Genomic DNA, 16,861 nt, shown 5'->3' with positions numbered 1-16,861 from the left:
TTTGTACTTTCCTACTGATAAGTCTGAGATTTTTGCTTTACCTTTTTTATCTGTTTTTACTTCTGTTACTACTTTACCGTTTTCATCTTGAACTTCAAAGACTACGCCTGCTAATGTCTTCTGACTGTCTTTATCTACTTTTGTAATCTCTACTGAACCCTTATCTAACTGTTCATTCTCTACTTTTAGTGATAAGACTTCTGTCATTCCTTTTTTAATTTCGAATGATACTGGTTTCGCTAGTTTTTTATATCCTGGTAAGCTCTCTACCTCTACTAGCTTATATTTTCCTACTGATAAATCGAAAATTGTTGCTTTTCCTTCTTTATCTGTTTTTACTTTTGTTACTACTTTATCTTTTTCATCTTGCACTTCGAATGTTACGCCCGCTAATACTGCGCCACTTTCTTTGTCCACCTTTGTAATTTCTACTGAACCTTTATCTAACTGTTCATTCTCTACTTTCAATGATAAAACTTTCGTCATACCTTTTTTGATTTCGAATGATACTGGTTCTGTTAGCTTTTTGTAACCTGGTAAGCTCTTCGTCTCTACTAATTTGTATTTTCCTACTGATAGCTCTGAAACGTTTGCTTTTCCTTCTTTATCTGTCGTTACTTCTGTTACTACTTTGCCTTTGTCGTCTTGAACTTCGAAGACTACGCCTTCTAATACTTTTTGGCTATCTTTATCTACTTTTGTGATTTCTACATTTCCCTTGTCTAACATTTCGTTTTCTACTGTTAAAGCAAGAGATTTTGTCATGCCTTTTTCAATTTGGAAAGTAATCGGATCTACTAATTGTTTATACCCTTTTGGTGCCTTTACTTCTACTAACTTGTATGTGCCGACTGATAAATTAGTAACTTGTGCTTGTCCTTTTTTATCTGTCGTTATTTTAGCGACTACTTGTCCTGCTGCATCTTGAATCTCAAATACTGCATCAGCTAAAGCATCTTTATTTTCTTTATCTACTTTTGTAATTTCTACATTTCCTGTATCCACTAATTCATTTTCTACTGTTAGCTTTAGCGCTGTTACTCTACCCTTTTCAATTTCGAATGAAATTGGCTTTTCTAGTGGTTTGTATCCTGCCGGTGTTTCTACTTCCACCAACTCATACTTCCCAATAGGTAAATCTGAAACGTTTGCTTTTCCTTCTTTATCCGTCGTTACTTTCGCAACTACTTTTCCTTTTGAATCACGTACTTCAAATACAACATTTTCTAATGGAGCTTTACTATCTTTATCTATTTTTGTTATCTCTACATTCCCTGTATCCACCATTTCATTTTCTACTTTTAATGATAGAACCTCGGTCATGCCTTTTTTGATTTCAAATGATACTGGTTTTTCTAGCTTTTTATAACCAGGTAAACTTTCTACCTCTACTAATTCATACTTTCCTACAGGTAAATCTGAAACATTTGCTTTTCCATCTTTATCTGTCGTTACTTTTGTAACTTCATTACCCTTTTCATCTTGGACGATGAATGTTACTCCCGCTAACGGTGCTTTATTATCTTTATCTATCTTTGTTATCTCTATATTTCCCGTATCTACCATTTCATTTTCTATTTTTAATGATAGAACTTCGGTCATGCCTTTTTTGATTTCAAATGATACTGGATCTGTTAGTTTCTTATAGCCTGGCAAACTTTCTTTCTCTACTAATTTGTACTTTCCTACTGATAGATCTGAGATTTTTGCTTTACCATTTTTATCTGTTTTTACTTCCTTTACTACTGTTCCAGCTTCATCTTGCACTTCAAAGACTACACCTTTTAATGCTTTTTTGTTATCTTTATCTACTTTTGTAATTTCTACTGAACCTTTATCTAACTGTTCATTTTCTACTTTCAATGATAGGACTGTTGTCATACCTTTTGTAATTTCGAATGATACTGAATCTGTTAGCTTTTTGTAGCCAGGTAAGCTTTTCGTCTCTACTAATTTGTACTTTCCTACTAATAAATCAGAGATTTTTGCTTTACCATCTTTATCTGTTTTTACTTCTGTTACTACTTTGCCTTGCTCATCTTGCACTTCGAAGACTACGCCCTCTAATACTTTTTGACTATCTTTATCTATTTTTGTAATTTCTACTGAACCTTTGTCTAACTGCTCATTTTCTACTTTTATTGCTAAAGCTTTTGTCATACCTTTTTTTATTTCAAATGGTACTGGTTCTGTTAGCTTTTTATAACCTGGTAAGCTTTTCGTCTCTACTAATTTGTACTTTCCTACTGATAGATCTGAAACGTTTGCTTTTCCATCTTTATCTGTTACTACTTTTCTTACTACGCCATCTTTCTCATCTTGGACTTCAAATTCGACACCGGCTAATACTGCCCCGTTTTCTTTGTCCACTTTTGTAATTTCTATATTACCTTTGTCTACCATTGCATTTTCCACTTGTATTGGGAATATGCCGTCCCCTGTTACATTTACTTCGAACTCTGTTTCTTTTAATTGGTAGCCTTCAGGTGCTTTTGTTTCTTTTAAAATATATTTTCCTGGTGCTAACGGTTTAGAGATTGCCTTACCATCTTTATCTGTAACAATATGTTCGACTACTACACCGTCTTTTACTATATCAAACTCTGCATTTGCTAATGGTTTTTCACCATTTTCCGAATCAATTTTCTTTACTTCAATTTGACCCTTTTGCATAGTGTTTTTAATTTCAATTGTTTTTGTTTCTCCAGCTTGAAGTGTAACCTCTACTGGGCTTGTTAATTTTTGATATCCTTCTGGCGCTACTGTTTCATAAACTTTATACGTCCCAGGAGCTAAAGTTTGAGGTACTGAAAAACCTTTTTCGTCCGTTTTCAGTTTTGCAACAACTTCATTTGCACTATTTCGAACTTCAAATTCGGCACCTTTTAACCCTTTATTCGAATCCTCAGCATCTATTTTATGAATTGATACTGTACCGTCTTTTGGAGCTTCAGGCGGCGTAATGGTTACTTCTTTTGATGTTAATGTTTTATCATCAAAATGTAATTCTGCTTTATTAGGAATCTTCTTATCTACGTAAGAAGATAAGTCTGCATTATTTTTAATTTTCGCCTTAATACTAAGGTTAATTATCTGGTCTTCATATGACTTATAGTCAAAACTCTCACCAAATGTAAATGTTACTTCACTTTTTTGTTTATCTATCTTTAATGTTCCTTTAGAAGTAATATCTTGGCCATTTTGATCATACACCTTTGCCTCTAATACTTCTAAAACATCTTCTAAATCATCACTAATTACCATAGATGTGTATTTAGGCGGATCTTTCGGTATATGTGTACCAACTTGATATTGAATAGGTTGATCCATTTGTGTTAACTGCTGATGTTCTACAGACTTACCAATCTCATCAACTATATTTTTTTCAATGCTAGGTGGATTATCGTCACCTGAACCGGATCCTCCCCCACCACTTACGAATACTTGTCCTACTTTTTCTTCAGTTTTAATATTTTTGCCTTCTAATTTCACTGTATTTTTATGAGGCTTTGCAGCAGGATTTGTAACCTTTGTTTTATATCTTAAAATATAGCCTTTTGAACTGTCTGGAAATTCAATTGTAAATCCAGTCTTTGTTGCATTAATTTTAATGTTAGATAAATCTGCTGGCTTAATATTTGTTGGTGCATAACCATCTTCAAATACAGCCTCTTCTAATACTACGCTGTCTGTAATTAACTCATGCCCAGGTCCTAATGTATCTGTTAATTTAAGATCTTGCATTTCTGTTCCAGTTGCATTTACATATACAAGCCAATCAGCAATTGAAGGATCTTCTTGATTATAAGAACCCCATTTCAATAAATTTTCCGTATTGGGCTGTGGCTTCGGTCTCTCTGTCGTATTATTTACACTTACTTCTTTATTGACGATTTGACCATCAACGTTAAATTCTAATGGAATTTCTTTAACACCATCATATGCTTCTAGACCAAAGTAGAATTCTACGAATAAAGAACCTTTAATGTTATTCTTTCCTTCTACGTAATCACCCATAGTACATGTTAATAGGCCCTTTTTCATCTCACATGTACCAACTGTTTTTCCTTCAGCATCTTTTAAAGGAAAACTCATATTCATAAGGTCTTTTCGAAACTCTTTTGGCATATCAATTGTGAATTGATCTCCACTTTTTATTTTTTCTTTAGCTGACCACTTCACTTCTACTTTCATACCATCTGAGGCTTGATACGGTTCAGATGTCGTGCCATCAGTACGGGAAATATTAATTTCGTCCACTGGACTTTTCATCACAGCAGCTTGAATAACTGGAGCCCACACATTCAGCACTGAAAATAATACTAGAAAAACTAATGAAACCATTGAAATATGCCTTTTAGTACTTTTCATTTGCATAGTTCCCTCCTATTTTTTTATATTTATATAACAAAAAAAAGACCGTCCGGTTGCATCAAAAATGTGCAACCAGACGATCTTAGTAACCAATATGTATTACCGTAGACTCTAAGCTTTGCGGCCTATCCTTTCGAATAGTGTGCTAAAAATATCTTTTATTCTTTTTTTGTTTCATTTTCCTCTTAAACCAAATATTACTATACCGTCTGGACGGTTATAATTCAATACTCTATAAAATTGTTCTATTTTTCTAATAAAAAAAACAATTCACCACTACATTAAATAAGTAATGGTGAATTGTTTTCACATTATATAGTTCGTATATTCTATTTATACGAATTAACAATAAGAGCTTGAATCACTTTTTCTCTTAACTCGGGGCTTAGTCTGCCAACCCCTAAATATTCCGAATACCATAATCCATCTGCTGCTAATCTAATAATTGTTGCACATACTGAATCTATCTCATCGTTTTCTATATTCTTTTGCAGTTGCTGAAATGATTGTTGTAATGGCTCAAGTAATTCAGGTTTTAACATGAATGCTGCCATCATACTACTAGACAACTCTTCTGTTCTTCTCTCATTACTTAATCTTTCCTCTACAAAAGAGCGAACCCATCTCCCTTTCCTCTCTGAGTCTTCCGCTACTTTATTGTAAATAGCGCCCTCATAATCCTCTATCCCTCTGACTATCATACCTTCTATTAAAGCTTCTTTATTTGCAAAGTGATACAATAATCCACCTTTACTTACACCCGCCTCTTTTGCCACTGCTTCTAAGGTTAATTTAGCAACCCCTTTACATTGCACAATTTGAGAAGCGGCCGCCAAAATCTTTTGCCGCGTTATGCTGATACTCATTCCTTTTTAAAACCCCATTTCTACTAAATTTATATAAATACGAATCTTATTTTTAATATTGTTGATTACTACTAAGTATTTTCTTTATACAACAAAAGCTTCATTACCTTTGAATTTTTAGTTACTTATTCTATTAAAAATTTCCATATCATTCAATATGATAACATCAAATACACAACATTGACTATACATCTATACTTTCATATTCATTCCTAATATATCCATTAATAAAATTTACCGATTTAGTCCTTCTTATTACTTTATCCCGCTATTTGCTGGACAGTAAGACCCCCACCTCAAAATTCAGCTAAAACAAAGGAGTTAGGCGGGAGGCGGGCTGCCCATAAATGCCCGATTGGTGAGAACTAATAATCAGTGGGGAATGAACAAAATCCCCACTGATTAAAGTTTCACTTTATATACGCAACATGGACAAGTATATTTCATTTATGTTGCTCCTTTTATTTTTCCTAAAAATAATCTTACCTATTTTTTAGACAAAGTCCTCAAAAAAGAAAACCACCTACCCCCTAAAGAATATAGGGAACAGATGGTTTATGTGTTTTATTAGAAAGTAGTGCCTTCTTTTTTATAATATTCTTTTGAAATCTCTTCATAAAATGCGGCTGATGTCGCGTAGAAATAAGGTGCTAACCATAAGAAACCGATTCCTATAGTAAGAATACTTAATATGAACCAGCCTAAGAAACTTAAGCATAGTAAAAAGTAATCCATTTTATGTCCATTCATCATATGACGACTCTCAGTAATCGCTTGATTCGCTGTATATTCTGGATGATCATTCAAAATAAAATATGTCATAGAATAAGAAAATGATTTAATAATACCTGGAATAATAAGAAGTAATGTCCATAGAGTCAAGTATACATACATTAGTAAATATGTTAAAAACGACTTCATCAACTTACTTCCATCGCTAAACCATCTAAATATATGACCAATGCGAGCATCAGTCCCACGAATTGCATTTAAAACAAGATAATAGGCACCTATTGTTAATGGACCAATAACAAGCATTACAATAATACTTACTGTAAGTGAATCACTTGCCTCTTCCCAACCCCAAAATATCGAGAAAATACCTGTTGTTAGCATTTCAACAGCTCCAATAAGGATTCCAATTAATAAAGTTGCCCCTACCGCTAATCCCCATCTTCCTTTTAATGCATCAAGTGCTTCTCTTTTCAACTGACTTATCATATATAACCTCCTAATACTATTTGTATTTTTGTATACCATTTACATCAAAAATTCCACATATTCCCCAAAACAGAAGCATATTACCTTTTTTCATGCGTATTGATACATGTTTGCTGTAGTTGTACTAATATATGGATTAAACGACTCTTTTCCCTATAACAAAAAAGCTTGCCCTTCAGACTAGGCAAGCTTTCTCAAATTATTCCTCACTCATTCTCTTCTTATACCAATCCTGCATTCTCTCCGCGTCTTCTACTCTCGTATGCTCTATTTTATAACTAGATGATGCACTAGAAAACTTATACGTACATAAATCCGCTCGGCGCTGGAAATATGATTGTGTCTTCTCCATTGATTGGACATGTCTTCTTCTAATAAGTCCTGTATATTTTCCGACGCTACGATAGACAAGTGTAATTTGTTCTCCGTTAACACTGTAACCATTTGTTTTAAATGTTGCGTATCCAAGTGTAAAGATGAGGATCGCGAGCGGAATTAATGCCCACATGATGAAGTGCTTTTCAGAGTATATACTTATTCCAGTAAGCGGGATTCCTAACATAGCGAAGAAAATGAAACTATCAATGAGATAGCGGCGCAATGCTGCTTTTGGTAATGAAATAATGTTTGTATTCAGTTCATATGGTAACTGTAAATGTGCGAGTAACTGTTGCACGCGATCTTTTCGAATAATTGGATGCAGCGTAACTTTTTCTTTTTCGTCATCCATTCCCTTACTTTGAATTACTTCTACTTGCACAGCACAATAACCGAATGGTTGGCGTAAAATGCTTTCTTTTATCGTAATACCTTGAATACGGTGCAATTTTAGTACGAGTTCTTTTCTTTCCAGTAACCCTTGCGAAATACGGACTTCATCATTTTTTCGATTTACTGTGAAGTTACCATGTTTTAACGCGTAGCCAATTGTAGATATAACCCACGAAAGAACGAGCAAAATAGCTACCATGAAAATCCAGCCATATATATCATGTTCCATTACATACGACTTTACGCCATTCTCTATCCATTTCGGAATGTACTCATCTACTTGGTGATAGACGAAAAAGATTAAAGAGAATAATAGTCCAAATTGACCAGATGTAACAGATGCTAATAAAATCTCTTTCCAAGTTAATTTATACTCTGTCGCTTGTTTTTCTTCTGTAACAATTTCTTTTTCTACTGTATTTTCTGTTGCTTCGTCTAACGTTCCTTCTGCTTTCACTTCTGGAGTTGGCTCATTTAGCAAAGCAATAAGCTCCGCCGCTTCTTCTGCCGTAATACCAGCTAAGCTAACTTCTGCTTCATCGCCCCCACCAGCTGTTTCAATCTGAATTTTTTTCAAACCGAGCATTTGATAGAGCACGTTAGAACTTGTATTAATCGTTTGAACACGTTCTTTATTTAAGTAGCTCTCCTTTTTCACGAAGAGACCTTTTTTCACATGTAATACGTTATTTTCAACCCAATATGTTGTGTAATACCATTTTTCAAATGCTGAAAAAACGGTGAGTAAACCAAATGCTGCGGGAATTAAATACCAAAACGGAAATTTTCCGTTTAAGCTGAACATGAAAATAATGAGTGGTATAAAATCTGTTATTTTTAATTCTAATAACATCGTGATTGGATGCTGCCTCTTATACATCCTCATCACTCACTTTCGCTAATTCTGCGATTTTCGTTTTCAACATTTCTGCTTCATACATCGTTAAGCCTGGGATGCTGTGAGAAGTTGCTGCCGTTGAAATGTGTAATTCTGCTAAGCCATATTTTCTCATAATCGGACCTTGTTCAATCGTTACGTGCTGTACACGAATCATCGGTACTAATACGCGCTTTACGACAAAAAGACCATGCTGAATTTCAAGCTCTTCCTCATTTAGTTGGTAGCTGTAATAACGTTGACGTAGTTTCGGGAATAAGAAGTACGAAAATGGTGCGAACACAACTGTTAGCCCAATCATCACATACAAAATCCACGCCCACCAATCAAACTTTATCATAAGGAAAAGGTAAGCTAAAATGACGAGTATACCGATCCCTTCTTCAATTACAGCACGAACTTTCCACACCTTGACCATGTCAGGGTGAATTTCATTTTTCAATGGATCCATGTAACCACTCCAAATCTAGTAATCTAATATATGAATACTCTTAATCTACATTTTACATAACTTTACAGAAAATTGAAATTTAATCTTCTTTCTTCTCTGGAATAAAATATCCGAACCAAAGTAACCAAATGAAACCGATTAACTTCATCCAACTTCCATCCGCTTGAAAAGCTTCAATCATACCTGGTATTTTATAAACCCCAATAAATCCAAGAAAACCGAGCCACCAGTTTTTTTGCATTTTCATTTTTACTCCTCCTTCATTACGTTTTTCACATTTCGAATCCAAATTTCTTTATACTTTAACTGGAATCCCATGAGCATATAGTTGCTCATATTATCGATCACGAGTGCTAGCGTATGAGCATTTTCTTCCGTTTCATGTTGTGACACAACGCCCAGTCTCGCGCCTTTCTTCAATAAATCGTGGAAACCATGTAAGAAATCCTCTTGTATTTCAAATAAACGTTTCTGGTACTTTTCATTTCGCGATGCAGTTACGATAAATTCATTGATAACGCGTAGTATTCCTTCTTGCCCTTCATACTCAGAGAGCATATGTAAACCATCTGTGATTAACTTTTCTGCAAAGTTTTCTTTCGTATACTGCTCTTTATCGAAGTAATTTGCAAAATGATAATCAGAAAAAATCTCTTCAAATAAAAAATCAACTAACGCTTCTTTAGAAGAAAAATGATAGTAAATAGCCGGTTTTGAAATACCTACCTCTTTCGCAATCATGGAAAGACTCATCTTCTCAATGCCATGTTCTGCCATAAGTTTAAATGATGCCTCTACAATGTTCTGCGATGTTTGTAAATTCTTCGTCATACTGTACCTCACTTATTTTTACTTACCGGTCGGTAAGTAAATTATAAAACAAAACGAAATGATTTTCAATTTAGTTAGTACTACAGAAGGGGTTTATTGGAAAATACAGAAAGTTATAAAGTAAAAGCAACATATAACAATAAGGGGGATATCATATGGGACTTGGTGGTAATGGCGGCGGTGAAGCGGGACAAGCTGGCAAGAGCGGATTTTCATTAATCATTGTACTTTTTATCGTATTGATTATAGTTGGAGTTAGCTATATCGGACTTAGCTTCTAAGAAAAGGCGTCCTACATTACACATGTAGGACGCCTTCTTTTTAATCCCTATTCAGCAACCGCATACGATAACAATTCATCGTTACTTCCCCAAGTCTTTGCAATAATTGATAGTTCGCATACGCGCCGACCGGGGCACCGATTATGGGTACGAGCTGAAGCATTTTTGCTAAATCGATATAGTCTCGGTACTCTGTTTGGAACTTTTCCCAGTCCATATGATTTTCTTCTTCTGTATCCCATGTTTCGATTGCTTTCCATATTTCTTTTCGGTGGTCGTCACTTGAAAAGGCAAGCTGGAAAACGTGAAGGATAAAAAGGCGCTCTTCTTTGTCGCTCGTATCAAATCCGTACAATGTTGCTGCATCGAATAAAAATTTAATTTTAATGCCGAGTAAAAGCGGAAAGTCAGCAAGACCGAGGAGAATACCACCAGCTCCCGTCCCTGCTCCTTCTGCCGCTGCTATTTTTTTGTACTCATCCATTTTTTTACGAACTTCATCGTCACGTCTTTGCAGTGACCATGTCGTCTCTTTTAGCTTCGGCTTTATAAAGTTTGACCCGGCGCTAATTGTTTGTACCATCATCCGGATCGTCTCTGTTAGCACTTTTTGTACTTTCGCCGGAATGAGCTGTTGCACTTTCGTCTGCACTTTTTTGGAGAACCGTGTCATCATAGAAGAATCTTTCATGAATGTAGCTTTCCACTGCTCCAATTCTTTTATAACCTTCTCTTCGTATGTAATCATAGGTTCATTCCTTTCAATTTAAACGCTCAATGCGCTTCGCCCCGTATTGGTAAACGAAACCGATACTAAATAATATGCTTACGACAAGTAAAATTCCTGTCATCATGAAATCTTTCGTTGCTAGTGCAAATATAACTGTAAAGATTACGCTCCCGATGATTAGAATCGCATTTAATAAAGTAAGAAAATCTTTCTTCTTTTCATCTACCTTTACTGGATACAAATCAAGCCAAATTTTCATGCGGTGATGTTTCCATAAAGTTAATAGCTGATAGCCGATTAAGTATAGGAAGATAAAACTTACGATAAATCGTCCATATAAAAATGGAATGAAGTAAAGAATAACTCCTCCAAGAGCGAGCAGACGCACATATAATCCAAAATAGTTACCTGATCTTAAAAACGTTCTCGTATATAAGTATAAATATGTACGCTTTTCGCCGATTATCGACAGAATGAAATCCAGCCATTTTCGGCGAGATACTCTTTCTTTTAATGCTGGTACATCAACGAACATATTCGCAATTCGGTACAGCAGCATCATTTTCTTACCTTCTTCAGAAATTAAATACTCCCAGTTTAGCGGCTTTCCTTTTACCATTTGATGCATGATAGCAAGATATAACACCATGAGCAGAACGATTCCGCCAATGAAAAGAACTGAAGTACGTTCTACAAGGAAATATACAAATAAACCGTTTAAGATAAAACGAATAAACCAATCAGCCCTTTGTATATTTTGATCTGTTAAAAATGACTTTTCCCACGCTACAAATAAATTCCACGCTTTTACAATGACAAATGCGAGGACGATCCAAATGTATCCAGCACCTGTTTGCTTCATTTGTTGGAAGTATAACGGAGCAAGCGCAGCTGCTACGATTGCGATTATGTATAACTGAATCATAAATGTAAAAAGAAATGCCTTGGTGAAGTAAGGTTTTAACTTTTCTTCAACTGGCAGTAAGTAAACGAGATCCGCTTCTTTTAATAACGTTTGAATGGATCCAGCTGTTAACACGAGTCCAATTAATACTGCCATTACGAGCGCAGTTGGAAAGGAAGATGTTAACGTTTGTAACCATTGCTGGTAATAATACGCTCCCGCACCGATGATGAACACGAAAATAAATTTCAAATGATCATTAAATACGTATTTACTATATGTACGAACTTCGTTTAGAAAGTGACGAAATCGTTCTTTCCATAACGCTGCGCTATTCATAATCTTCTTCCTTTGTTAGCGCGATGTAAATATCATCTAACGTTGCACCTGGCATATTAAACTGTGATTGCAGTTCAGCTAATGTTCCCTTCGCTCTTACTTCACCTTGATGCAGAATAATGAACGAATCACAATAACGCTCTGCCGTCGCTAAAATATGTGTGCTCATTAAAATACCGGCTCCACTCTTTTTCATTTGATCCATCATTTGAAGAAGAGATTGAATTGCTAACGGATCTAATCCAACGAAAGGTTCGTCTACTATGTAAAGAGATGGCTCAACTAAAAACGCGCTCATAATCATTACTTTTTGTTTCATCCCTTTTGAGAAATGAGATGGAAACCATTTTAAACGATTTTTCATGCGAAATTCATGTAATAGTTGTCCTACACGTTCTTCATATTGTTTTTCATCAACGCCGTACGCCATCGCTGTTAATTTCAAATGCTCTTCTAACGTTAATTCATCATATAATACCGGCGTTTCTGGAATGAATGAAAAGCTAGAACGGTACGCTGTCATATCATCACGAATTGTTTTCCCATTAATTGTGACAGTTCCTTTTTTCGGTTCCATTAAACCGATAATATGTTTAATCGTCGTACTTTTACCAGCTCCATTTAAACCGATTAAGCCGACAAGTTCGCCTTTATTAACAGAGAACGAAACATCTTTTAATACAGGTCGTTTCGTATATCCTCCTGTAACATTTTCTACACGCAATAACTCGCTCATACGACACCACTTTCTTCATTAGTATTCATTCTATATTCATCTTACCAAAAATTATGCTGTACTACATAGTATCCATGTACTCAAAAAAAAAATTTAAATTTATTAGCATATATTTTCCCGAAAGCGGACATCATAATTATTGAAGAAGGAACACATTGAAAAAGCAACCACCAATTGATGAGTACAACAACATAGTGAAGTCATCATGAAATGGGGTGTCCATGTTGGACAATGAAATTTACACATAACCAGATTATTTGTTTCATTTTCGAAACGGGGTGTCTCCGAAAGAGCATATACTGTTTTAAAAAATAAACAATTTCATTTTAAAAAAAGATTGCAATTCATTTCACTTGAAAATGGGGTGTCTACGGCAGAAACTTTAGCCGATTTACCGTGCATTTCTTAAATAAATGAGGTGTCTGCGAAACGTAAATTACGATAATGCTTTTTCAATCCCTCTTCAGAAAACAGGAAGCTGAGTCAGCTTCCTGTTTTTCGTGTTTGTTCTCTTATGTAATTATGGTAAAATACGGCTAAGGATATTTGAAAGGATGAGATCAATGAATCATACAGCAGACAATTGTATTTTTTGTAAAATCATTGACGGGCAAATCCCTTGCTCAAAAGTATACGAAGATGAACATGTGCTTGCATTTTTAGATATTAGTCAAGTAACAAAAGGACATACTCTTGTTATTCCGAAAGTTCACAAACAAGACATTTTTGCGTTAACGCCAGAAATCGCATCACACATTTTTTCTGTCGTTCCAAAAATCTCAAATGCGATTAAAGCAGAGTTTAATCCAGTTGGCTTTAACCTACTTAACAATAACGGTGAAAAAGCTGGACAAACTGTGTTCCACTTCCACCTTCATTTAATTCCACGCTACGGTGAAAAAAATGGTTTCGGTGCTGTTTGGAAATCACACCAAAATGAATACACTATGGAAAATTTACAAAACATCGCAAGTACAATTGCAAATAGTGTGAAATAATGACACTATAAGAAGGCGTAATACATAACAAGCCACTTCCCTGAAGTCATCAAATTCCGCATGGCTTGTTTCTTCACCTAAAATGCTCAGGGATGATTGTTTGTGCCTAGCACATATAAGAAAGATATGCATATTTTTTCACATCATGAATACGAACAAAAAATAAGGAGGTCTCCTTTTATGTCAAAAGCTAAATCCTTTATTACAGGTGTTATTTGCGGGGGAGCAGTTGCTGGACTAGCCGTTCTTTTCTCAACTCCTTCTTCTGGTAAAGACATGCGCGGCAAGTTAAAAGAAAAAGGAAATGATATTAAAAAGACTTTAGCTGATATTACAGCTGATACGAAATTATTAAAGCGTCAAATTGTTGAAACTGCTTCAGAAGGTAAAGAAGTGTTTCAAGAACTAAAAGATGACATGCAAGACACGCTTTCTAACTGGAAACAAGATATTTCTCAAAACAAGCGCCATATTGAGAAAGAAATTTTGGACATCCAAAAGTCAATTGAGAAACTGCAAGAAGCTGTTCCAGAAAAAGCGTAAACAAATTCCTGCTTAGTTTTTTGCATATAACAAATATTTTTTATATAAATTGACCTTGACACGGCATATCGTATAGATATGCCGTGTTTTTATGCATTTACAATATATGTTATCAATTAACATGTAAGGACAACGCATGTATTCACGACTCATAAAACGCTTCCATAGTTATGCATGATTTGTATAGAATGTCATTTTGTTAAAAAATTTTCACAATTCTTACAAAAAGACTTTATTAATTTTTATTTTACTGGCATAATAGATAGTAATGAAAAAGAATGTTAAAGTGGGTGAGTAAATGAAAAGTGGAGAAAAAGATTACTCGGTAAAAGAAGCGATGATTTTCAGCCAACGCATTGCTCAATTATCGAAAGCGTTATGGAAATGTGTAGAGAAAGATTGGCAGCAGTGGATTAAACCTTACGATTTAAATATTAATGAACATCATATTTTAACAATCGCTTATCATTTAAAAGGGGCTTCTATTTCTGGGATTGCTAAGTTTGGAGTTATGCACGTATCAACAGCGTTTAACTTCTCTAAAAAGCTTGAAGAACGCGGCTATCTTGTATTCTCAAAAAAGGAAGATGATAAACGAAATACGTACATTGAAATTACAGACAAAGGGGAAGAATTACTACTTCGCTTAATGGAAGAGTATGATCCTGAAAATAATTCGGTATTTAATGGGGCTCTTGCACTTCGTAATTTTTATGGGAAGTTCCCAGAAAATATCGAACTGATTGCAATCCTGCGTAATATTTACGGACAAGACTTTATCGATATTTTTGAGAAATCATTAGAAGATATTGAAGAGAACTTTACAGAATCCGATCAAAAGTTAGTTAAGAAATAATCTATTTATTTTTTCGCAATCATGCTTAAGAATTCATTCATAAGCGGCTTAAATAAACCTTGTTTTGCTAGCGCTTCCGCAGTTTCGTGTACTTCGAGCTGATGTGGAAGCGCTTTTTCAAATTGATTTAACAGCGCATCGAACAAAAGAAGCCCTTCTGCTTTCTCCACTACATATTGCTCGTTCAGTTTTTCACAAAGATTTAGTATACGTTCAATATCTTTTTTACGAGCTTTTTTCTTTATGATCAAAGAATAAAATGGACACTTCTCTTCATCAATCATTTTAAATAGTAGGTCTACGTAGTATTCAGCTTGTTCTAATCTTCTAACAACGTCCATTTTCTCCCTCACTTTCTAACACAAAGTCTTCTATTTCTGAATTTTGTAACACGAACAAAATATCGTGTGATACAATATATGTATATGTATTTTAGCCAAAAGGAGGTCTCGCCTCATGACACTTATAACAGTTGTTTTTGTCGCATTCGCACTTCTTGTTATATTTTACACGAATTTCATGACACATACACTGTGTGAACGAAAACAAATAGCTGCGAGCCGCCAGCCCGGTGTCTTTCGGGTTATTAATGTATGTATAACAATTTTATTAATTTCTAGTTATATAGAAATTATATTTCATGGAAAGTGAGGAAGGAAAGCCCCTTCCTCACTTTTTTCCTCTATAAGCAAATTATACCTACAATAACCAATAAAATAAACAGTACAAGTAATAAAATAAGTTGAGAATTCATCCCCATCCCCTCCTCTATTCTGTATATGCGGCATACGCCCAATATGGTACACTTTCAAAATCTGACACGTACTGGTTAATTTTTCTTTATCAATATGAAAACGAGTCGAAATATGATATATTAAATTTTGTACATATTGCTTATACTATAGAACAAATAACATTCATCAAAACTTTATCCTCAGCCACGGTAAGCCCTGTTAAGCGCGCTTTACAAATATAAAAAGCAAAAGTATCAGTGAGACTTAATCGGGCTCTTATGAACTAAAGTTCATCGGTGTAGGATAAATTAAAAATACATAATAGTAGGAGTGTTTATTGAATGAAGAAAGCGATGCTTGCCTTAGCCGCAACAAGTGTAATTGCATTATCAGCATGTGGAACATCATCATCAGAAAAAGTTGTTACTTCTAAAGCTGGTGATATTACGAAAGAAGATTTCTACACGCAAATGAAACAACAACATGGTAAACAAGTACTAAACAACATGGTTATGGAAAAAGTACTTATTAAAAACTACAAAGTTGAAGACAAAGATGTAGATAAAAAGTTCGATGAAATGAAAAAACAATACGGTGATCAATTCGATACACTAATGAAACAACAAGGTATTAAAGAAGAAACTATAAAAAATAGTGTACGTGCTCAATTAGCTCAAGAAAAAGCGATTGAACAATCGATTACTGATAAAGATGTAAAAGCAAAATTCGAGGATTATAAAAAAGAAGTGAAAGCAAGTCATATCCTTGTAAAAGATGAAGAAACTGCTAAAAAAGTGAAAGATGAACTTGCTCAAGGTAAATCTTTCGAAGAATTAGCAAAACAATACTCTGAAGATACAGGTTCAAAAGAAAAAGGTGGCGACTTAGGATTCTTCGGACCAGGGAAAATGGTAAAAGAATTTGAAGAAGCAGCTCAAAAGTTGAAAAAAGGTGAAGTAAGCGAACCTGTAAAAACACAATTCGGTTACCATATCATCAAAGTAACTGATAATCACGCAGATGCAACTTTCGATAAAGCAAAAGCTGATATTAAAAAATCACTAGCTCAAGAAAAAGTACAAGATGCACAATTCATGAACGATCTTATGATGAAAGAAATCAAAAAAGCTGACGTAAAAGTTGACGATAAAGATTTAAAAGATCTTTTCGAAGAGCCAAAAGCTGACGCTAAAAAAGACGAAAAGAAATAATGAAAAGAAATAATGAAAAGAAATAATGAAAAGAAATAATGAAAAGCTCGGGCTAAGCCCGAGCTTTTTTATGTCCCCTCTTCCAGGGGGAAATTGTGTACAGATTGGGTAAATGAA

17 protein-coding genes and 1 riboswitch are annotated in these 16,861 nt (G+C 34.7%); of the genes, 6 read left to right on the top strand and 11 right to left on the bottom strand.

Annotation, left to right across the window (positions count from 1 at the left end; all coding sequences use genetic code 11):
* From ACODS7_RS14855 to ACODS7_RS14825, 7 genes are all read right to left on the bottom strand, one after another.
* A partial coding sequence (locus tag ACODS7_RS14855; protein WP_488826976.1) for a SpaA isopeptide-forming pilin-related protein occupies positions 1-4,377 on the bottom strand: 4,377 nt, incomplete at its 3' end.
* A gap of 61 nt (positions 4,378-4,438) precedes the next feature.
* Positions 4,439-4,531, bottom strand: a riboswitch (cyclic di-GMP riboswitch).
* 172 nt (positions 4,532-4,703) lie between these two features.
* Positions 4,704-5,240, bottom strand: coding sequence for a TetR/AcrR family transcriptional regulator (locus ACODS7_RS14850; protein ID WP_029442074.1), 537 nt, complete (start codon positions 5,238-5,240; stop codon positions 4,704-4,706).
* A gap of 567 nt (positions 5,241-5,807) precedes the next feature.
* Positions 5,808-6,461: a DUF975 family protein gene (locus ACODS7_RS14845; RefSeq protein ID WP_000625399.1), complete on the bottom strand. Its 654-nt coding sequence runs from the start codon at positions 6,459-6,461 to the stop codon at positions 5,808-5,810.
* A gap of 199 nt (positions 6,462-6,660) precedes the next feature.
* Complete coding sequence (locus ACODS7_RS14840) at positions 6,661-8,112, bottom strand: PH domain-containing protein (RefSeq protein ID WP_029442073.1); 1,452 nt, start codon at positions 8,110-8,112, stop codon at positions 6,661-6,663.
* Positions 8,105-8,581, bottom strand: a complete 477-nt coding sequence (locus ACODS7_RS14835; protein ID WP_000371358.1) for a PH domain-containing protein — start codon at positions 8,579-8,581, stop codon at positions 8,105-8,107. The genes ACODS7_RS14840 and ACODS7_RS14835 overlap by 8 nt, the downstream gene beginning before the upstream one ends.
* Before the next feature lie 79 nt (positions 8,582-8,660).
* Entirely contained in the window at positions 8,661-8,828 is a 168-nt protein-coding gene (locus ACODS7_RS14830) for a hypothetical protein (RefSeq protein ID WP_000783815.1), read from the bottom strand.
* Positions 8,829-8,830: 2 nt separating this feature from the next.
* A complete protein-coding gene (locus tag ACODS7_RS14825) occupies positions 8,831-9,412 on the bottom strand; it encodes a TetR/AcrR family transcriptional regulator (RefSeq protein WP_029442072.1) in 582 nt (193 codons plus the stop codon).
* Between the two features lie 155 nt (positions 9,413-9,567).
* Between ACODS7_RS14825 and ACODS7_RS14820 the strand changes: the two genes are divergently transcribed.
* Positions 9,568-9,693: a YjcZ family sporulation protein gene (locus tag ACODS7_RS14820; protein WP_000522756.1), complete on the top strand. Its 126-nt coding sequence runs from the start codon at positions 9,568-9,570 to the stop codon at positions 9,691-9,693.
* A gap of 40 nt (positions 9,694-9,733) precedes the next feature.
* Here the strand turns inward: ACODS7_RS14820 and ecsC are convergent, their stop codons facing one another.
* The 3 genes from ecsC to ecsA are packed head-to-tail and all read right to left on the bottom strand — an operon-like array spanning position 9,734 to position 12,402.
* Positions 9,734-10,441, bottom strand: a complete 708-nt coding sequence (gene ecsC / locus ACODS7_RS14815) for an ecs operon protein EcsC (RefSeq protein WP_016082591.1) — start codon at positions 10,439-10,441, stop codon at positions 9,734-9,736.
* A 13-nt stretch (positions 10,442-10,454) separates the two neighbouring features.
* Complete coding sequence (gene ecsB / locus ACODS7_RS14810; RefSeq protein WP_029442071.1) at positions 10,455-11,666, bottom strand: ABC transporter permease EcsB; 1,212 nt, start codon at positions 11,664-11,666, stop codon at positions 10,455-10,457.
* On the bottom strand, positions 11,659-12,402 hold the full coding sequence (gene ecsA / locus ACODS7_RS14805) for an ABC transporter ATP-binding protein EcsA (protein ID WP_001292597.1): 744 nt from the start codon (positions 12,400-12,402) through the stop codon (positions 11,659-11,661). The genes ecsB and ecsA overlap by 8 nt, the downstream gene beginning before the upstream one ends.
* A gap of 563 nt (positions 12,403-12,965) precedes the next feature.
* Here ecsA and ACODS7_RS14800 point away from each other — a divergent pair.
* The 3 genes from ACODS7_RS14800 to ACODS7_RS14790 all read left to right on the top strand — a co-directional run bounded on the left by ACODS7_RS14800 (position 12,966) and on the right by ACODS7_RS14790 (position 14,799).
* Positions 12,966-13,400: an HIT family protein gene (locus tag ACODS7_RS14800; protein WP_243169084.1), complete on the top strand. Its 435-nt coding sequence runs from the start codon at positions 12,966-12,968 to the stop codon at positions 13,398-13,400.
* A 180-nt stretch (positions 13,401-13,580) separates the two neighbouring features.
* Positions 13,581-13,943 carry a YtxH domain-containing protein gene (locus tag ACODS7_RS14795; RefSeq protein ID WP_000030302.1) on the top strand — a complete coding sequence of 121 codons (363 nt, stop codon included), beginning with the start codon at positions 13,581-13,583 and terminating at the stop codon, positions 13,941-13,943.
* A 298-nt stretch (positions 13,944-14,241) separates the two neighbouring features.
* On the top strand, positions 14,242-14,799 hold the full coding sequence (locus ACODS7_RS14790) for an HTH-type transcriptional regulator Hpr (protein ID WP_243169083.1): 558 nt from the start codon (positions 14,242-14,244) through the stop codon (positions 14,797-14,799).
* A 5-nt stretch (positions 14,800-14,804) separates the two neighbouring features.
* Here the strand turns inward: ACODS7_RS14790 and ACODS7_RS14785 are convergent, their stop codons facing one another.
* Positions 14,805-15,140, bottom strand: coding sequence for a DUF1878 family protein (locus tag ACODS7_RS14785; protein WP_000383657.1), 336 nt, complete (start codon positions 15,138-15,140; stop codon positions 14,805-14,807).
* A gap of 115 nt (positions 15,141-15,255) precedes the next feature.
* Here ACODS7_RS14785 and ACODS7_RS14780 point away from each other — a divergent pair, with 115 nt between their 5' ends.
* Both ACODS7_RS14780 and prsA read left to right on the top strand, forming a co-directional pair.
* Positions 15,256-15,450, top strand: a complete 195-nt coding sequence (locus tag ACODS7_RS14780; protein WP_000172690.1) for a hypothetical protein — start codon at positions 15,256-15,258, stop codon at positions 15,448-15,450.
* A gap of 424 nt (positions 15,451-15,874) precedes the next feature.
* The gene (prsA, locus tag ACODS7_RS14775) at positions 15,875-16,744 is read left to right on the top strand and encodes a peptidylprolyl isomerase PrsA (protein ID WP_029442070.1); all 870 of its coding nucleotides are present in this window, start codon (positions 15,875-15,877) and stop codon (positions 16,742-16,744) included.
* Positions 16,745-16,861: the final 117 nt, after the last annotated feature.

Source organism: Bacillus sp. FG16, assembly GCF_057809515.1.
This window is presented reverse-complemented; position numbering and strand designations above follow the sequence as displayed.